Genomic DNA, 19,507 nt, shown 5'->3' with positions numbered 1-19,507 from the left:
GCCCACAAGGAGCAACAGGAGCGACAGGAGCAACAGGAGCAACAGGAGCAACAGGAGCAACCGGTGCGCAAGGTCCAACAGGTCCACAAGGACCAATAGGGCCAACAGGACCACAGGGAGCAATGGGAGCAACAGGAGCGACAGGAGCTCAAGGTCCAACAGGGCCAATGGGAGCAACAGGAGCAACGGGAGCAACAGGAGCCCAAGGAGCAACAGGATCGCGAGGCCCAACAGGCCCACAAGGACCAATAGGCCCAACAGGCCAGCAAGGAGCAATGGGAGCAACAGGTGCAACAGGTGCGCAAGGTCCAACAGGTCCACAAGGCCCACAAGGAGCAACAGGAGCGACAGGAGCAACAGGAGCAACAGGAGCAACAGGAGCAACAGGCCCAACAGGACCACAAGGGCCACAAGGAGCAACAGGAGCAGCGGGGGCAACTGGTTCTACAGGCCCACAAGGACTAACAGGAGCAACAGGAGCTCAAGGTCCAACAGGTCCACAAGGACCGATTGGAGCAACGGGAGCAACAGGAGCAACAGGAGCTCAAGGCCCAACAGGCCCAATAGGACCAATAGGGTTAACTGGAATTCAAGGTCCAACAGGACCGCAAGGAGCAACAGGAGCAACAGGAGCTCAAGGCCCAACAGGCCCACAAGGACCGATTGGAGCAACAGGAGCGACAGGGCCACAAGGAGCAACAGGAGCTCAAGGTCCAACAGGCCCACAAGGACCGATTGGAGCAACAGGAGCGACAGGGCCACAAGGAGCAACGGGAGCACAAGGGCCAACAGGACCACAAGGACCAACAGGCCCTACTGGTGGAAATTCACAATTAAGAGGACTTCAAGTTTCTAGAAATCTTCAACAAGAAGTTCTAGCAAATGCTCCAATCATATTTGATGCTATTAATGCAAATTATGATGGAGATTTAGTTTGGAATACAAACACAACTATTACTATTAACAGAGCAGGAATTTACTACATTAGTTGGTGGGTTTCTTATGAGAGAACAACAGCAAGTTATGTTTCTTTTGCAGTCTTGCAAAATGGGTCCATACAGGGGCCAGCAAGTAATCCTAGTAATGTAAGAGATCAAATTTCTGGATTTGTAATAATAAATGGAGCTGTTGGAGATACAATTAACTTAACCAATATAAGTACGAGTTCAGTATTGCTGGCTACAGACGCAAATGTTCGTGCATCTTTATCAATAGTTAGCGTACACCTATAAAATTTACTCAGCTGGGGTTATAATAACCCCAGCTAAATTTAAAGATAGTAATAGAAATACTTAAAGATTATAAAAATAAATGTATAAATTGTAAAGATTTTAGAGCATAGTGAGGTGTTTTATGATGAATTCATATAAAATTTGTGTATATGCAATATGTAAAAATGAAGAACAGTTCGTAGAAAGATGGGTAGACTCAATGTCTGAAGCTGATAGTATAATAGTTTTAGATACTGGTTCAACAGATAATACAGTAAACAAGCTGAAAGAATTAGGAGTAAATGTATATAAAGAAATTTTTAATCCATGGAGGTTTGATGTAGCAAGAAATAAATCGTTAGAACTAGTGCCAGAAGACACTGATATTTGTGTATGCACAGATTTAGATGAGGTATTTGAAAAGGGTTGGAGAGAAAAGGTTGAGAATGCATGGAAAGAGAATACTCAACAGTTACGATATAGATATACTTGGAATTTTGATGAAGATGGAAATGAAGGATATGTATTTTTATACGAAAAAATTCATGCACGTAATGGCTTTAAATGGGTTCATCCTGTTCATGAAGTTTTGAATTATTATGGTGATCAACAATATATTGTTAGTACTGAACCCAAAATACAACTAAATCACTATCCTGAAAAATCAAAATCTAGGGCACAATATTTAGGTCTTCTTGAATTGTCGGTACAAGAAGATCCAACTGATGATAGAAACTTACACTATTTAGGTAGAGAATATATGTACATGGAGATGTGGGATAAATGTATTAGTACATTATTAAAGCACCTAGAATTACCAACAGCATTATGGAAAGCTGAACGTTCTGCTTCTATGAGATATATAGCAAAATCTTATATGGAGAAAGGAGATATTAGTAAAGCTAAGGAATGGTTTGCCAAATCCATTTTAGAGGAACCTAATTTGAGAGAACCCTATGTAGATATGGCAAATTTATTATATAGATTACAAGAATGGTCAGGGGTGCTTTATATGATAGAATGTGCACTTAAAATAGAAGATAGACCGTTATCTTATATTAATGAACCAGGACCATGGGGTTCAGAACCATATGATCTTGCTTCCATTGCTTGTTTTAATTTACAACTTTACAAGAAGTCATATTATTATATAACAAAAGCAGTTGAAATATCACCTAGTAATAAGCGTTTAAAGAATAACCTTGATTTAATGAAAAAATTTATCTAATAATAATTATTAGAGATAGATGAAGTTATATACAATATGATTAATAATAAAAATAGAAACCTTTATTTTTGATGTTAACCATTTGAAAAATATGGAATTAAACTTGGGTTAATATAAATGTAAAAAATATAATTTAAAGATAGGTACTGAGGGAAATAAATCCCCTAGTACCTTATTATTTTATATCATGTTAAATTTCAAGTTACACTAAATCTATATTTCTTCTAGAAATTTTAAATCCTATTTTTTCTTCAATTTTTTCAAGTAAATAGGTATCTTTTGGGTCCATAAAACAGCAAGTATAACCACGTTCACCAGCTCTAGCTGTTCTACCAATTCTATGAATATAGCTTTCTGGAGATTCTGGAATGTCATAGTTATATATGTGAGTAATACCAGAAATGTCAATACCTCTTGCAGCTACATCCGTTGCAATTAGATATTGAATATCCGCATTTCTAAAGGACTTCATGATTCTTTCTCTTTTATTTTGAGGAACATCGCTATGAATTTTCTCGCAATTAAATTTTCTTTTACCCATAGCCATTTCAAGAGCATCGGCTCTTCTTTTAGTTCTGCAGAAGATTATTGCCATAAATGGGTTATCTTCTTCAAGAGCTTTGAAGAGAGAATCTTGCTTTAAGCGATCTGTAGTTTCAACGATTTCTTGATTTATAGTAGAAAGAGTTATGCTTTCTTTTTTTACAGACACCACAATAGGATCTTTCATATATTTATAAGCAAGTTTTTTAACAGAAGAATCCATAGTAGCAGAAAAACATAATGTTTGATGGTTTTTAGGGGTATGCTTAATTATATTTTCTACTTCATTTTTAAAACCCATAAGTAGCATTTGATCTGCCTCATCAAGAACAAAGGTTTTAAGCTTAGATAAATTGATTGATTTTCTCTCAAGATGGTCAAGAAGTCTTCCAGGGGTAGCTATTATTAAGTGAATGCTTCCTTTAAGCTTATTTAATTGGGAACCTATATCTTTTCCGCCATAAGCAGCTAAAATATTTATATTTACGCTCTCAGCTAATTTAGAGGCCTCGTTAGTAATTTGAATAGCTAACTCACGGGTTGGAGTCAATATTAACACTTGTGTAGCATCAAGGTTCGGATTAATATTTTCAAAAATGGGCAATAGAAATGCTAAAGTTTTACCTGTACCAGTTTGAGCTTCAGCTATAAGGTCTTTTCCTTCTTTAATATATTGAATACTTTCTCTTTGAATATCAGTTGGATCTTTTATCCCAGACTTGTTTAATATATCTATTATATTTGTACTAATTCCTAATTCTTTAAAATTCATTTACTCATACCTTTCATCCTTTATTCAACGCCTAATAGTAACACATATTAAAGTATTTATCAATTTAATAGATTCCATACAAAAGAGATGAATAATCCTTATAATGTGGAGCATAATGAATGGTGAAAAAAGAAAGGTAGTAGAAAAGGCCATTGCAAGGTAATAACACGAAATATATTACTGTTGAAAGTAAGGTGAAGATATTGAGTAAAACTACTAGAAGAGGATATGTCCCAAGGGATGAAAAGGAATTTGGAGATGAATACAGATGTAAATTACATAAAGCAGGAGAAGAGCTATTGTTTCTATTAAATAGGGGATATAACATAAAGGGAGCATCAACCTTTATAGGAAATCACTATCTTTTATCTGAAAGGCAGAGGCTTGCTTTAGTGAGGGGAATTTCTAAAAGTGAAGATGTTACAAATAGAAAAGCTAAAGAAGTTATTGGTTCTTTTTCGGGGAAAACAATAAACATAGATGGCTTTAATACAATAATAACTCTAGAAGTTGCACTTTCTAATTCACTAATTATAAAGTCAATGGATGGTACAATAAGAGATTTAGCAGGACTTCGGGGTACATATTCAGTCATAGATAAAACAGATATAGCAATTAAACTACTAGGTGAAAGATTAGGACAATATAAAGTTAATAAAGCTATATTCTATTTAGATAAACCAGTTTCAAATTCAAGGAGACTGAAGATGAGAATCTTAGAATTGCTAGAAAATTTACAATTTGAAGTGGAAGTAGAGATTATTAACAATGTGGATAGTATATTAGAAACAAAAGAAAATGTAGTATCTAGTGATGCAATTATCATTGATAAATGTAAGAGTTGGATAAATATGAATAGGAGTATTATTGATGATAAGAAGTTAGGGGTTAATTGTGTGGATTTTAGTAAATTTTATTTTTTGTAAGGATGTATAAACCTATAAGTAAAAACATTACTGTTTTGTGTAAGTCAACAGGTAAAAGAAGGGAAGCAATTTTGGAACTAAAAGTAGTAAAAAGACGCATAAAAAAGATGTTGAGGGAATGAGTAATATTCTACTTAGATAGTAGAAAAATAAATACCTCTGCCATAGTCATTTGGCAGAGGTATTTATTATTTTATTATAATACAGTATTGAAAAAAGTTCCATTTACACCTTCTGGAAAGAGATATCTATTCATTGACTTTTGGATTAATGTTATTCAAATAAAAACTTTTCAAGCTCATCAACTTTATTAAAATAATAATCACAATTTTTTTTCATAAATTCTATAATTAAGCTATTTGTGTGTGACCATCCAGCACTAGCAAAATCTACATTACAACTTTTGGCCATATCAAAGCCTGGCTTCAAATCATCAATCATTATAAGTTCATTAGGTTTAAGGTTATATTTACGCATAATTTCCTGAAGGGGATATGGATTAGGCTTACGCTCTTCTTCACAGCGTTCCCATCCGAAAATCATGTCTGGAGCAAGACTACAATTCTCTAAATAATCACGATTTATGTTTTCACTGTAGGAATGAGAGACAACACAAACTAGTCCATCTTCTTCTTTTTGCCTTTGAATAATTCTTTCGAATCCAGTATAGAAAGCAGGTACATTGTTTTTTACGTACTCATTCCATGTAGTAAGTTGATATTCCATTTCCTCCTCTGTAAACTTCAAAATATCAAAGCATAAAGAATTAAATCCAGGATCAAAACAATACATCATAAATTCATCTAGAGTTATTTCTGTATTTGGACGAAGTTTAAATAAGGTATTTTTAAATACTGGAAAATGTATTTCAGGTGTACTTCTAACAACGGTATCGTCATGGTCAAGGACTAAACATTTATATTTCAACATAGCTGACTCCTTTTATATTTTTATATTTTGGAATTTAATTTTTAACTTGTTAATATTATAAATACAAATGTATATTAACTAATATATATTATACATGAATATGAAAATATTTTGGAGATATTTTCATATAGATTGCAGAGATAGGTTTGGAATTAAATAAGTTGACATATCAATGAGTCATTTATATAATTATCATTGAGTAGTTTAAAACTCAATTTTAAGAAAGGCAAGGTATTTGCAGACATGAGAATATAATTCACTTTTATTTATGAGAAATCAAAATTAGAATGAGGCCTCAAGAAAGGCTTTGTTGTTATGCATTTTATTTGATTTTGTGAGTGGATAGTATTTTTGTAACTGTTGATGGTTTGTCAATATAGTGTGTTATTAACCTTAATTAAGACTTTGAATCCTAATATATACTGATTTTTTTGTATATATTTTAAGGTTTTATTTAGTGCAGATTAAAGGTTATGATATAGTTGCGATGCTATCCTCTCCAGGTTATAAGGAGGGGATTTTTTGTTATTAGTTGAATGTAGTAATATTAAAAAAAGTTTTGGTGATAGATCCATCTTGGATATAGAAAATTTAAAGGCTTGTTCCCAGGATAGAATAGGTGTTGTAGGTGTAAATGGAGTAGGTAAAACTACATTAATTAATATATTGTGCCAAAGATTGCATCCAGATGAAGGCCATGTTAAGTTATATGGAACATACTCATATATATCACAGTTAGAAGAACCAGAAAGTATATCAATAACTAGTGAAATGGCTTCTAGATTTAATGTAGAAAGTATTTGGAATGAGAACATGAGTGGAGGAGAAAAGACTAGATTTAAACTTGCTTATGCACTAAGTCAGAATAGCCAGTTGATATTTGCAGATGAGCCTACTAGCAATATGGATATAGAGGGCATTGAGCTTATGGAAAAAAGTTTTGAAAAATATAAAGGAGCTCTCATTCTTATATCCCATGATAGAAACTTCTTAGATAGGTTATGTAATAAGATTTTAGAAATAGAGGATGGAAGAATAAAAATATATTATGGTAATTACAGTGACTATGCTTCTTTGAAAGCTAAGGAGAGAGACCGAGCTGAATTTGAATATGAGGAGTATAAAAAAGAAAAGAAGCGACTTCAAAGTGTAATTATCCATGCAGAACAAAGGGTGAAAGGTATAAAAACTACTCCTAAACGAATGGGAAATTCTGAGGCTAGGCTTCACAAGATGGGAGGTCAAAAGGCCAGGGCAAACATTGAAAGAGCGGTGAAAAATATTGAAAAGAGAATAGATCACCTTGAAGTTAAAGAGAAACCCAAAGAACAAGTTAGTATAAAGCTAGACATTGAGGATTCAAATAAGCTCCATAGTAAAATAGTTATAGAGGGTAAAAATATAACTAAGGCATTTGACAAGAAGATGATACTAGATAATGCTGAATTTAGCATATATAACACCTCAAAGGTAGCACTCATTGGTCCTAATGGATGTGGAAAAAGTACTTTAATAAAGATGATAATGGACAATGATAAATCTATTAGAATTGCTAAAGGAGCAAATATAGGATACTTTAGTCAAGCTATTGACATTTTAAAAGAAAATTATACTATTATAGAAAATGTAATGGAAAGTAGCATATATGATGAAACTTTCGCTAGGATACTACTAGCAAGATTATTATTTAAAAGAGAAGATATTTATAAAAAAGTAAGTGTATTAAGTGGAGGAGAACGAGTTAAAGTATCCTTTGCAAAAATGCTATTACAAAATATAAATCTTCTTATATTAGATGAGCCCACTAATTATATGGATATAAACTCTCTTGAGGTTGTAGAAAATGTACTTAAAGATTATTATAGCACTTTATTGTTTGTATCCCACGATAGAAGATTTGTAGAATCTATTGCAGACAATATAATGACTATAGAAAATCATAAAATTAAGATGTTTAAAGGTAATTATAATGAGTATTTAGAAAGCAAAAATAAAAATAAATATAATGATAAAGAAAAAATTGAAAATGAAATTTTCATATTGCAAAATCGTCTTTCAGAAGTTGTTGGAAGGTTATCCATGCCATCAAAAAAGGATGATGTAGTTGAACTGGATGAAGAATATAATGAATTATTGGGTAAATTAAAAACGTTAAAAACAAATTTATCAAAATAGTAAGAAAACTCTTTACAACATATTGCAAAAGTGATAGTATTGTTTTCAATAAGAGGAAGTGCACAGAGCTCTTTAAAATTAAAAATAAAATGAACAATGAAAGGGAAGAGTATTATAGAGTACAATTTATAGAGAGGGAGTGTCACCGACTGTAAGCATTCCTAAATATGACTATAAGAAAACTAACCCTAGAGTTATGGCTGATTAGCTAATATTAGTAAAATGCCATCGGTAAATACCGTTATAAAATTTGAGATGAATTGAGTTATTTTAATTCAATTTGGGTGGAACCATGGATGTTATGCATTCGTCCCAAGGTGGGACGGATGCTTTTTTGTCGTATAATAACTAATTCAATAAATTTTGTTAAGGAGGGGATAAGTATGATAAGTATAAAACTTAAAGATGGTTCAATAAAAGAAATTTGTGATGATTCTAATGTTTATGATCTTGCAAGTTCAATTAGTAAAAATTTAGCTAAATCAGCAATAGTAGGTGAAGTAAATGGAACCTTGGTTGATTTAAGTTGTAAATTAAAAGATAATGACCAGGTAAATATTTTAACCTATGATGATGAAAATGCTGTTGAGGTAATTAGACATTCAACTGCACATATTATGGCTCAAGCAGTAAAAAGAATTTATAGTAATTCGAAACTTGCTATAGGACCTTCCATAAAAAATGGTTATTATTATGATTTTGATATTGAAAGTCCCTTATCTGCTGAAGATATAGATAAGATTGAAATAGAAATGAATAACATAATTAAAGAAAATTTAAAATTTGAGAGAATAGATGTTTCAAGAAAAGATGCAATTAAGCTAATGGAGGAAAAAGGGGAAACTTATAAAGTTGAACTTATAAGAGACTTACCAGAAGGAGAGAAAATTTCCCTATATAAGCAGGGAGAGTTTATTGATCTTTGTAGAGGACCTCATATACCATCTACAAAGTATGTAAAAGCTTTTAAACTAACAAGTGTAGCTGGGGCATATTGGAGAGGCAATGAAAAAAATAAGATGCTACAGAGAATATATGGTGTTGCCTTTGTAAATAATACATTACTTGAAACTCATTTGCATAATGTAGAGGAGGCTAAAAAAAGGGATCACAGAAAATTAGGCAAAGAACTAAAATTATTTAACTTTGTAGATGAAGGCGTAGGATTTCCATTTTTCTTACCTAAAGGAGTAGTTCTTAAAAACACTTTAATTGATTTTTGGAGGACTTTGCATGCAGAAGCAGGTTATGTTGAGATCGAGACTCCAATAATGCTTAATAAAAGATTATGGGAAGTTTCTGGGCACTGGGATCATTATAAAGAGAATATGTATACTTCAATTATTGATGATGAGGAATTTGCATTAAAGCCAATGAATTGTCCAGGAGGAATGTTAGTATATAAATCTGAAGCTCATTCCTATAGAGATTTTCCAATGAGAGTAGGTGAACTTGGTAGAGTTCATAGACATGAACTTTCAGGAGCATTACATGGACTTATGAGAGTAAGAGCTTTTACACAGGATGATGCTCATATATTTATGTTACCAAATCAAATAAAATCAGAAATTAAAGGGGTAATAGAACTCATTGATAAAGTTTATTCAAAATTTGGATTTAAGTATAATCTCGAGCTTTCTACAAGACCAGATAATTCCATGGGAAGTGATGAAGACTGGGAATTAGCAGAAGACTCCTTAAAAGGGGCTTTAGATGAATTAAGTTTAGACTATAAAATAAATGAAGGTGATGGAGCATTTTATGGTCCTAAGATAGATTTTCATCTTGAGGATAGTATAGGAAGAACATGGCAATGTGGAACAATTCAATTAGATTTTCAATTACCTCAAAGGTTTGAATTAGACTATATTGGAAGTGATAATGATAGACATAGACCAATAGTTATTCATAGAGTAATATATGGAAGTATAGAAAGATTTTTAGGTATATTAATTGAACACTTTGCAGGAAAGTTTCCAACATGGCTTGCTCCGGTTCAAGTAAAGGTACTGCCTATATCAAATAAATTCAATGAATATTCAGAGAGTATTAAAAAGAAGCTAAGTGAAAATGGAATAAGAGTTGAAATGGACTATAGAGATGAAAAGATAGGCTATAAAATAAGAGAATCTAGAAATGAAAGAATACCTTATATTATTGTTGTAGGAGAAAAGGAAGAAAAAGAAAATACAATTTCACTACGTAGTAGAAAAAATGGAGATGAAGGAACTTTTAAATTAGAATCTTTAATAGAAAGAATCGGTAATGAAATAAGGAATAAAGAATTATAAACAGAGTTCTTAGCTTCTATGAAGCTTTAGAAATCGTTATCCAGGGACATAACAGCTCTTTAGTTCCACTTTGAAGAAGATGGGAGTATTAGAGCTGATAGTCATCGGATAAAATAAGGTAAATATATAAAATAATATCCTGAAAATGGATGTTATTTTGTGTTTTTAACAAAAAGGGTATATTACTGTAAGAACTACAAATAAAGATGATATTCTTATTATATTTATTAGAGCAAGAGGAATTGATGAAATTGAATTAAAGATAAAAAAAGCTACCACAACGGCTCGTACATGCAATTTCAATAAACTACTTATTCCAAACTTTGATGATGTGGTTGACAACTGATAATAAGACTATACCTGCTGTTATTTATAGAACATAAAATATTGAGGTATGTTTTAAACTTAGGAGATAAGAAAATAAACATATAAATAATATTGTTCGTGTGGATATTATGCTATAAAATGTAAGTATGTATATCATAAATTTCAAATAAGATAATTAAAGCTTATTTATATTAATTACACGTAGATATGCCTCAACTGCTATTATACCTAACTAAATATAAAGTACTTTTTAATAAGTAAGAAAGAAGAGGAAGTTAGTTTATGGAATTAAAAAAAATATCTAATAGAATTTATTACTTACCTGCAGAAGAAGAAACTGATAGACCAGTTATTGGATATATCAAAGGAGATAAATATTCATTGGCTATCGATGCAGGTAATTCATCTAAACATGTAGAAAAATTTTATTGTGAATTAAATAATGCAGGTTTGAACTTACCAGATTATACAGTGATTACCCATTGGCATTGGGATCATACATTTGGCATGCATTCAGTAGTAGGAAAGACAATTGCTGGACAATTGACAAATAAAAAATTGAAAGAAGTTGCAACATGGCAATGGTCTGATGATGATATGAAAAGTAGACTTGAAACAGGTAAAGATATTGAAATGTGTGACAAATGTATTAAATTAGAGTATTCAAACAGACAAGATATAAAAGTAACTTCTGCAAATATAGAATTTAGCGGAAGTTTAAAAATTGATTTGGGTGGAATTTATTGCGAAATAACTGAAATTGAAGCACCTCATTCAGAAGATTCGGTATTGATTTATGTACCCGAAGAAAAAGTGGTGTTTATTGGTGATGCAGATTGTGAAGATCACTATGATAATAATGGCCAATATGATAAGGATAAGTTAGGGTGTTTTATTAAGCTAATTAAAGAAATTGATTTTAATACTTATGTTCTGGGACATGATAAACCTGGAACAAAGGAAGAAGCAATTTCATATTTAATGGAAGAATTAAAAAAGTTAAGTTGAGACATAAAGAGAGGAATCGTACCATAAGTAGGTGCGATTTTTTTGTTAGTTTAAGTGGTGAGTTGAAATTGAATATATATTAGTATTAAAAGAGAATTTTAGATGATTAAGATAATATATGAATAGGAACTTTGCAAAGGAGTATTAACACATGAGAGAGATAGTAATATGAATGGTTGAATTATCAGTGAAGATATAAATTATATAGAAAAGTAGGTTTTACATATATGCGAGCCAACCATAACCATGGTGAAATATCGTCAATAGTCCACGGAGATAAAATGTTCAAAGTTTTGGTAGTAATCATGCTACAAAATTTTTAAATAATCAAAGAGAAAATAACAGATAGTATATAGTAAGATATATCATATTAAAGCATATATGGGAATATATTTCATTAATATGGATTACATGATACAATTTTATTGTAAGTAATATTTTTTATGTTTTAATGTAAAAAAGAAAAATTAAATGGGGGTGTAAAATAGTATGGATATGTATAAAGTTATCGAGATTAAGCAAAATGTTTTCGAAAACAATGATAAACAAGCAGAACTACTTAGAGAAGATTTAAAAAAAGATAAGACTTTTTTGTTAAATTTAATGTCATCACCAGGGTCAGGGAAAACAACAACTGTTTTAAGAACAATTGAAGCTTTAAAAGATGAAATGAGTATTGGGGTCTTAGAAGCTGATATTGACTCAGATGTGGATGCTAATACTGTTTCAAAGACTGGTGCAAAGGTAATACAATTGCATACCGGTGGCATGTGCCATCTGGATGCAGATATGACTAAACAAGGACTAAATGGATTGGGAACAGAAGATATTGATTTTGTAATATTAGAAAATGTAGGAAACTTAGTATGCCCAGCAGAATTTGATACTGGTGCATCAAAAAATGCAATGATACTAAGTATACCAGAGGGAGATGACAAGCCCTTAAAATATCCTTTAATGTTTTCCATTGTTGATGTTTTATTAATTAACAAGATAGATGCAATAGATTATTTTGACTTTGATTTAGAAGCAGTGAAAGAGCGTGTGAAAAAATTGAATCCCAATATTAAGGTCATCCCAATCTCTGCTAGAACTGGTGAGGGAATTGATGACTGGGTTAACTGGATACGTAATGAAGTAAAAGATTGGAATAAAAAATAGGGTATATTGAAAAATTATTGGGGGAATGGGTATGGTAAAAGTAAAAGTATTAGAACTTGCCAATCATATAAGTAAGATAAAACCTGGTTCGAAAAATGAAATAAAGCCTAAAGATCCAGAATATAAAATTTTGGAACCAGTTGTTACAGAAGAAATGGCAGAAGTAGGACTTTGCGTTGAATTCCGTAAACCAAAGAGCGCAGAAGAAGTTGCTGATTTATGTGGAAAATCTTTAGAGGAAACAAAGAGAATTCTATGGGAACTAGCCCTTGCTGGTGTTTGCTTCGTTGGTAAAGAAGATGGCATTGATAAGTATTGGTTTGAGATTTGGGTTCCAGGACACATGGAAATGATAGTTAACCACCCGTATAAGGAAAGTGTTGAGAATTATAAGCAAATTGCCGAAGCTTTTGAGGCCTATGGAAGAAAAAAAGCACCTATAACAGCAGGCATTTTTCCAGTTGGAACAGGTCCTATGCGTGTTATTCCTATAGAAACATCAATTCAAGGTGAAACAAAAAGAGCATCCTATGAGGAAGTTTCTAAATATCTCAATGAAAATACTGTTTTCTCCGTTTCGGATTGTTCTTGTCGTACATCAAGAGAAGCTATGGGAGAAGGTTGCGGCCACTTGAAGGAAGATATGTGTATTCAGCTTGGTCATGCTGCTGAATACTATATCCGAACAGGAAGAGGTAGAGCAATTACCCGCGAAGAAGCTTTTGAAATCATTAAAAGAGCCGAAGAAAATGGTTTAATGCACCAAATGCCAAATGCAGATGGTCCAGGAAAAACTCATGCCATTTGTAACTGTTGCGGCTGTTCATGTTACGCTACGAGAATTGCAGGAATGTTCTTAAATAATGATATGGTGCGTTCAAATTATGTATCAAGAGTTGATAAAGACAAATGTGTTGGTTGTGGAGAGTGTGTTCAAGTTTGTCCAGTTAATGCATTGAAATTAGGTCAAAAATTATGTGCTAAAACACCAATTATTGAGAAGAAGAGAGTTGACTTTGCCCACAATACAGAGTGGGGTCCAGATAAATGGAATGTAGATCATCGTATCAACAAGAAAAATGTTGTTGATACAGGTACAAGTCCTTGTAAAACACAATGTCCAGCACATATTTCTGTTCAAGGCTATGTTAAGCTAGCATCTCAAGGAAGATATAAAGAAGCGCTTGAACTTATTAAGAATGAAAATCCATTTCCAGCAGTATGCGGACGTATTTGTCCAAGAAAATGCGAATCTGCTTGTACTAGAGGCGATATTGATGAACCAGTCGCTATAGATGAAATCAAAAAATTCATTGCTGAACAAGATTTAAAAATGGATACTCGTTATGTACCAAAATTAAGACATGAATACGGTAATAAAATTGCAGTTATAGGTGCTGGTCCTTCAGGTCTCTCTTGTGCTTTTTATTTAGCTCTTGATGGTTATAAGGTAACGGTATTTGAAAAGCAAAAGGTACTTGGTGGTATGCTTACCCTTGGTATTCCTTCTTATAGATTAGAAAAAGAAGTTATAACTGCAGAAATAGATATTTTAAGAGAACTAGGAGTAGAATTTAAAACTGGTATTGAAGTAGGTAAAGACATAAGTCTTAAATACTTAAGAGGTCAAGGATATGAAGCATTCTATATTGCAATCGGTGCCCAGTTAGGCAGAAACCTTGGTATCCAGGGTGAAGATTCAGAAGGGGTTATTACAGGGGTTGATTTCTTGCGTAATGTAAACTTGGGTAATGAGGTAAACCTTGAAGGAGACGTGGTTGTAATTGGTGGCGGTAACGTTGCTATTGATGTTGCAAGAACAGCTACAAGAGTTGGAGCTTCAAAGGTTAACATGTTCTGTCTTGAAAGTCGAGAGGAAATGCCAGCCCTTGAAGAAGAAATTGAAGAAGCATTATCAGAAAGCATTGAAGTTAACAATTCTTGGGGTCCAAAGCGAATCCTTGAAGAAAATGGGAAAGTTATAGGCATAGAATTTAAAAAGTGTCTTTCAGTTTTTGATGATAATGGGAAATTTAGTCCTATATTTGATGAAGAGATCACTAAGATTGTGAAGGCAAATCATGTTCTAATTTCAGTAGGTCAAGGAATGGATTGGGGTAGATTACTAGAAGACAGCAAAATAGAATTGAATCCAAACAAAACAGTGAAAGCAGATTCCTTCACTCTACAGACAGGGGAGCCAGATGTATTTGCTGGTGGGGATGTATTAACAGGTCCTAAGTTTGCTATTGATGCCATTACTTTGGGTAAAGAAGGTGCAATTTCAATTCATCGCTATGTTCAACCTGGACAGAGCTTAGTTCTTGGAAGAGATAGAAGACAGTACTCTGCACTTGATAAAGAAAACTTAACATTACAAGGATATGACCGCATACCAAGGCAGAAAGTAGACCATGTAGATGGAACGAGATCAAAAGAAACTTTTAAGGATTTACGCCCTACATTTACTGAAGAGCTAGTGATGAAGGAAACAGAACGTTGCCTTGGCTGTGGTGCTACAATTACAGATGAATATCAATGTATAGGCTGTGGTGCATGTACTACTAGATGTAAGTTTGATGCTATTACACTTTTTAGAAAATATGATGCACAAAGTGTACCACTTGAAAAGCTTAAACCTATAATTGTTAAAAATATAATTAAGCGTAAAGGTGTAATCACAGCTAGAAAGATTAAAAAGTTATTCACAAAAGATTCTTAAAAATAAAACGAAATAATTGACATATTACAGGAGAAAAGGTGAGGGAACATATAGTTGCCTCCACCTTTTTACCTAGATTAGAAGGGTGATTTTAATGCATGAATTAGGTGTAGTAATTGAAGTGGTTAAAACTGTTGAAAATTTCGCAGAAAAGAATGGATTAAAGAAAATAGATACAATAGTTTTACAAATTGGAGAACTTTCTTCAATGATTCCTAAATATATTGAATCTTGTTATCCAGTAGCAGTAGATGGTACAAGATTACAGGACACAAAATTAAAGATTGAAATATTACCAGGTAATGCAATCTGTAGAAAATGTAGAAAAGTTTTTAATATCATTGAGAATAGTAGTAAGTGTCCAAGCTGTACAAGTGAAGAATGGGAGCTATTATGTGGAAAAGAGTTTATGATAAAGGAAATAGTTGCTTGTTAAGGTAAGACTTAAAAGATAAGAGATGAGATAGAAATACGTATAAGATATTTTACTAGGGGCATAATATGGACAAGCGATTAACATTTAATGAGGATACTAGCATTTATTATAAATGGCAATGTTTTAAATGTTTATGACACCATAGATTTATATTTAGTAAGAAAATAGGAGGTATAGTGTGAAGATATTTATTGATGAAATAAGTGATGTAGTAAAAAGTACTTTTGAAGAGCTAGGATATGATAAAGAATCAGGAAAGGTAACTGTATCTAATAGACCAGATTTATGTCAGTATCAATGCAATGGTGCTTTAGCTAATGCTAAGAAATACAAAAAGGCACCAAGTGTCATAGCGCAAGAAGTTATTGAAAAATTGAAAGAAAATAAGTTTTTCTCTAAATTAGAAATTGCAGGACCTGGGTTTATTAATATAACGGTTAATGATAAATTAATAATTGACTATGTAAATAAGATGAATAATGATGAAAAGTTTGGAACTTCATCTGCTACAAAAGTTAAAAAAATATTTGTAGATTATGGTGGAGCAAATGTTGCAAAGCCCTTACATATAGGTCATTTAAGATCAGCAATAATTGGAGAAAGTATAAAAAGAATTGCTAAGTTTATAGGTCATGATGTAATTGGAGATGTTCACTTAGGTGATTGGGGTCTTCAAATGGGTATGGTTATCTCTGAAGTTGAAAGACGTAATCCAAAATTACCTTATTTTAATGAAGGTTTTACTGGAGAGTATCCAAAAGAAGCTCCATTCACAATAGATGAATTAGAAGAAATATATCCTTATGCTAGTAGCCTTGCTAAAAATGATGAAAAAGTTATGAATGCAGCAAAACAAGCTACCGTTGAGCTTCAACAAGGTAGAAAAGGATATCTAGCATTATGGAAACACATATTAAATGTTTCTGTTAATGATTTAAAGAAAAATTATGGTGCATTAAATGTTGACTTTGAATTATGGAATGGTGAAAGCGATGCACAAAAGTTTATTCCGGATATGATAAAATATTTAAAGGATAATGGATATTGCTATGAAAGTGAAGGGGCCTTAGTTATTGATGTAAGTAAGGAAGAGGATAAGAGTGTACTTCCACCATTACTATTATTGAAATCAGATGGAGCATCACTATATGGAACAACTGATTTGGCTACAGTTGTAGAGAGAGTTAGAAACTATGAGGCTGATGAAATAATATACTTAGCTGATAAAAGACAAGGACTTCACTATGAGCAATTCTTTAGAGCAGCTAAAAAATCTGGAATTGCAGGTGAGAATGTAGAATTAGATTTTATAGGCTTTGGAACAATGAATGGAAAAGATGGAAAACCATTTAAAACTCGTGAAGGTGGAGTAATGAGGCTTGCAGATTTAATAAATTTAATTAAAGAAGCGGGTAAAGAAAAGCTTAAAGGTAATAAAAATATATCAGCAGGAGATGTTGAAGAAATCTCATCAAAGGTAGGTTTAGCAGCTTTAAAATATGGTGATTTATCAAATCAAGCTTCAAAGGATTATATATTTGATATAGATAGATTTGCTTCCTTTGAGGGAAATACAGGACCATATATTTTATATACAATAGTAAGAATTAAATCTATTTTAAATAAAGCTAACACATCTGAGTTAACGGAAAATGTATTAGAACCACAAAGTGATACAGAAAGAAACCTAATGTTACAATTAATTAAATTTAATGAAGTAATTGAGCTGAGCTTTAGAGAACGTGCACCACATAAGATATGTGAATACGTTTATGAATTATCAAATAACTTTAATAAATTCTATAATGATACAAGAATATTATATGAAGAAGATGAAAATAAAAAAAATTCTTGGTTAGTTCTTATTACTTTAGTTAAAGATTTATTAGAACAATGCTTAGATTTATTAGGCATGGAAAGTGTTGAAAAAATGTAATATACTGCAGTCCTTTTTTTAGTCATGGATGGGATTTAAAGCAATTCGCCGCCATCAAGGTGTAACATCATTTTATATTTTTTCATACATTAGATATATACAAATACTTAGGAAGTGTGTTATTACGAGCTTTATAAGCAAAGTCTTGTACAAAATCGCCATTGAAGGTGGGGGATTAGTTAAAAAGAAGTTTGATAAAGAAACTAGTAATTGCAAAAAAGTCAATGCAGAAGTGTTATTGAAAATATTAAGAGAAAATTGCAAAAGTGAAATCGGAATTAAGTTTAATTTTCGAGATATCAACTCCATAGATGATTTTAAAAAACATGTTCCATTAACCCAATATGATTATTACGAAAATTATATAAGACGAATGTCAAATGGTGAAAAGAATATTTTAATAAGTGAAGGTGTAGAATACTTTGGTCATACATCAGGAACCACAGGAAAGCAAAAGTTAATTCCATCTACTAAAACAAGTAGAAAACTTGCTTCAAAATATATGGCATTACTTACCAATAAGTTTTCTTATGATAACTTTAGAGAAAATTGGAATTATGGAAGAGGCTTAATGATAGCTGATATAGTAATGACAACTTATACCCAAGGAGGAGTACCAATATGTTCTGCCACTTCTGGAGGGATGAATGGTATAAGATTTATATTACCATACTTATATACTTCACCAATAGAAGTCATGAAAATAAAAGATAAGGAATCCTCCCTTTATCTTCATCTGCTATTTGCATTAAAAGAAACTAATCTTTTATATATTAGTGGAGTTTTTATATCTAATATATTGGATTTATTTAGGATATTAGAAAGTAAACATCAGGATTTAGTTAGAGATATAAGGAGAGGATGTATAAGAAATACTTTGAATATTGATGAAAACACTAGAAAAAAGTTAAATTCACTTCTTTATCCTGATGCTAGTAGAGCTGATAAATTAGAGTATGAATTTGGAAAAGGATTAAAGGGTATAAGTAGGAGAGTATGGCCTAATTTATCATATATTGCCACAGTAACTGGAGCAAACTTTTCTATATATGATGATAAAGTAAATTATTATACTGATTCATTGCCAATTTATTCACCAGCCTATGCAGCTACTGAGGCTATGATTGGAATTAATCCTTATGCAAATAAGATAAGATATGTAATTATCCCTGACACTGCATTTTATGAATTTATTCCACAAAAGGAAGGAAAAGAAGATAGTCAGAACACCCTTTGTTTAGAAGAGCTAGAAATAGGGACAAAGTATGAAATAGTTATTACTAATTATGCAGGCCTTTATAGATACAGAATGGGTGATGTTATTCAGGTAGTGGGATTTTATAATAATTGTCCTGAAGTGGAGTTTTTATATAGGAAAAATCAAGTGTTGAATATGGTATCTGAAAAAACTAATGAAGAACATTTAACTAATTCTATAAAAAGTACAATAGAAAAATTAAATTTAAACTTAGTAGACTATACTACAATGCCTGATAACTCAATTACACCTGGAAGATACACGTTTTACTTTGAATTTAAAAATAGTATATCTAATTATAAGATTAAATTATTAGCGGAAACTTTGGATAAGGAGATTAGAAGTTCTAACTTAGCCTATGATAGAGCTAGAAATAACAAGAATTTATCTATGGTAAAGGTAATACTTTTACAACCAAATACCTTCAATACAATTAAGGAATCTTTATATAAGAAGGGAATATCAAAAAATCAAATTAAAATTCCAAGGGTTATTTCTAATAATAGGAGTATATTAAATATTATTAATAGAAATAAGATATGATATACTTCTTTAATATTATTTGTATTTGTAATATTCTTAA

At 31.9% G+C, this 19,507-nt stretch carries 12 protein-coding genes, 1 pseudogene and 1 other annotated feature; of the genes and pseudogenes, 11 read left to right on the top strand and 2 right to left on the bottom strand.

What is annotated here, in order from left to right; translation table 11 throughout:
• Together B3B03_RS07450 and B3B03_RS07445 are read left to right on the top strand one after the other, a co-directional pair.
• Positions 1–1,232 (top strand): annotated as a pseudogene (locus tag B3B03_RS07450) (collagen-like protein); the annotation flags it as partial.
• 121 nt (positions 1,233–1,353) lie between these two features.
• Positions 1,354–2,439 (top strand): glycosyltransferase, encoded by a 1,086-nt coding sequence (locus B3B03_RS07445; RefSeq protein ID WP_346876892.1) that lies wholly within the window; start codon positions 1,354–1,356, stop codon positions 2,437–2,439.
• A 202-nt stretch (positions 2,440–2,641) separates the two neighbouring features.
• Here the strand turns inward: B3B03_RS07445 and B3B03_RS07440 are convergent, their stop codons facing one another.
• The gene (locus tag B3B03_RS07440; RefSeq protein WP_346876891.1) at positions 2,642–3,754 is read right to left on the bottom strand and encodes a DEAD/DEAH box helicase; all 1,113 of its coding nucleotides are present in this window, start codon (positions 3,752–3,754) and stop codon (positions 2,642–2,644) included.
• Positions 3,755–3,957: 203 nt separating this feature from the next.
• On the opposite strand from B3B03_RS07440, the gene B3B03_RS07435 reads away from it, so the two are divergent.
• Complete coding sequence (locus B3B03_RS07435) at positions 3,958–4,680, top strand: DUF434 domain-containing protein (RefSeq protein WP_346876890.1); 723 nt, start codon at positions 3,958–3,960, stop codon at positions 4,678–4,680.
• A gap of 273 nt (positions 4,681–4,953) precedes the next feature.
• Here B3B03_RS07435 and B3B03_RS07430 read toward each other — a convergent pair whose 3' ends face one another.
• Complete coding sequence (locus B3B03_RS07430; RefSeq protein WP_346876889.1) at positions 4,954–5,610, bottom strand: HAD family hydrolase; 657 nt, start codon at positions 5,608–5,610, stop codon at positions 4,954–4,956.
• Between the two features lie 522 nt (positions 5,611–6,132).
• Here B3B03_RS07430 and abc-f point away from each other — a divergent pair.
• The 8 genes from abc-f (at position 6,133) to B3B03_RS07390 (ending at position 19,467) form a co-directional block, all read left to right on the top strand.
• The gene (gene abc-f / locus B3B03_RS07425; RefSeq protein ID WP_346876888.1) at positions 6,133–7,785 is read left to right on the top strand and encodes a ribosomal protection-like ABC-F family protein; all 1,653 of its coding nucleotides are present in this window, start codon (positions 6,133–6,135) and stop codon (positions 7,783–7,785) included.
• Positions 7,786–7,872: 87 nt separating this feature from the next.
• Positions 7,873–8,103: a binding site (T-box leader), on the top strand.
• Between the two features lie 65 nt (positions 8,104–8,168).
• Positions 8,169–10,076, top strand: coding sequence for a threonine--tRNA ligase (thrS, locus tag B3B03_RS07420; protein ID WP_346876887.1), 1,908 nt, complete (start codon positions 8,169–8,171; stop codon positions 10,074–10,076).
• Between the two features lie 609 nt (positions 10,077–10,685).
• Complete coding sequence (locus tag B3B03_RS07415; RefSeq protein ID WP_346846658.1) at positions 10,686–11,411, top strand: MBL fold metallo-hydrolase; 726 nt, start codon at positions 10,686–10,688, stop codon at positions 11,409–11,411.
• Between the two features lie 489 nt (positions 11,412–11,900).
• Positions 11,901–12,572, top strand: coding sequence for a hydrogenase nickel incorporation protein HypB (gene hypB, locus B3B03_RS07410; RefSeq protein WP_346846659.1), 672 nt, complete (start codon positions 11,901–11,903; stop codon positions 12,570–12,572).
• Positions 12,573–12,603: 31 nt separating this feature from the next.
• Positions 12,604–15,294: an FAD-dependent oxidoreductase gene (locus tag B3B03_RS07405; protein WP_346876886.1), complete on the top strand. Its 2,691-nt coding sequence runs from the start codon at positions 12,604–12,606 to the stop codon at positions 15,292–15,294.
• Positions 15,295–15,388: 94 nt separating this feature from the next.
• On the top strand, positions 15,389–15,730 hold the full coding sequence (locus tag B3B03_RS07400; protein ID WP_150843686.1) for a hydrogenase/urease maturation nickel metallochaperone HypA: 342 nt from the start codon (positions 15,389–15,391) through the stop codon (positions 15,728–15,730).
• A 178-nt stretch (positions 15,731–15,908) separates the two neighbouring features.
• Positions 15,909–17,666, top strand: a complete 1,758-nt coding sequence (gene argS / locus B3B03_RS07395) for an arginine--tRNA ligase (protein WP_346876885.1) — start codon at positions 15,909–15,911, stop codon at positions 17,664–17,666.
• Between the two features lie 28 nt (positions 17,667–17,694).
• On the top strand, positions 17,695–19,467 hold the full coding sequence (locus tag B3B03_RS07390) for a GH3 auxin-responsive promoter family protein (RefSeq protein WP_346876884.1): 1,773 nt from the start codon (positions 17,695–17,697) through the stop codon (positions 19,465–19,467).
• The last annotated feature ends 40 nt before the right edge of the window (positions 19,468–19,507 follow it).

Source organism: Clostridium sp. UBA5712, from assembly GCF_002419845.1.
In the GTDB taxonomy this organism is placed as follows: domain Bacteria; phylum Bacillota; class Clostridia; order Clostridiales; family Clostridiaceae; genus Clostridium_J; species Clostridium_J sulfidigenes.
Note: the sequence above shows the minus strand (reverse complement) of the source record. Positions and strands in the feature narration are given on the sequence as shown.

What these genes read in the sequence shown, in the direction of transcription:
- B3B03_RS07445 (WP_346876892.1), top strand. Translation starts at nt 1,354, where the DNA reads ATGATGAATTCATATAAAATTTGTGTATATGCAATATGTAAAAATGAA.
- B3B03_RS07440 (WP_346876891.1), bottom strand. Translation starts at nt 3,754, where the DNA reads ATGAATTTTAAAGAATTAGGAATTAGTACAAATATAATAGATATATTA.
- B3B03_RS07430 (WP_346876889.1), bottom strand. Translation starts at nt 5,610, where the DNA reads ATGTTGAAATATAAATGTTTAGTCCTTGACCATGACGATACCGTTGTT.
- thrS (WP_346876887.1), top strand. Translation starts at nt 8,169, where the DNA reads ATGATAAGTATAAAACTTAAAGATGGTTCAATAAAAGAAATTTGTGAT.
- B3B03_RS07415 (WP_346846658.1), top strand. Translation starts at nt 10,686, where the DNA reads ATGGAATTAAAAAAAATATCTAATAGAATTTATTACTTACCTGCAGAA.
- hypB (WP_346846659.1), top strand. Translation starts at nt 11,901, where the DNA reads ATGGATATGTATAAAGTTATCGAGATTAAGCAAAATGTTTTCGAAAAC.
- B3B03_RS07405 (WP_346876886.1), top strand. Translation starts at nt 12,604, where the DNA reads ATGGTAAAAGTAAAAGTATTAGAACTTGCCAATCATATAAGTAAGATA.
- B3B03_RS07400 (WP_150843686.1), top strand. Translation starts at nt 15,389, where the DNA reads ATGCATGAATTAGGTGTAGTAATTGAAGTGGTTAAAACTGTTGAAAAT.
- B3B03_RS07390 (WP_346876884.1), top strand. Translation starts at nt 17,695, where the DNA reads ATGGGATTTAAAGCAATTCGCCGCCATCAAGGTGTAACATCATTTTAT.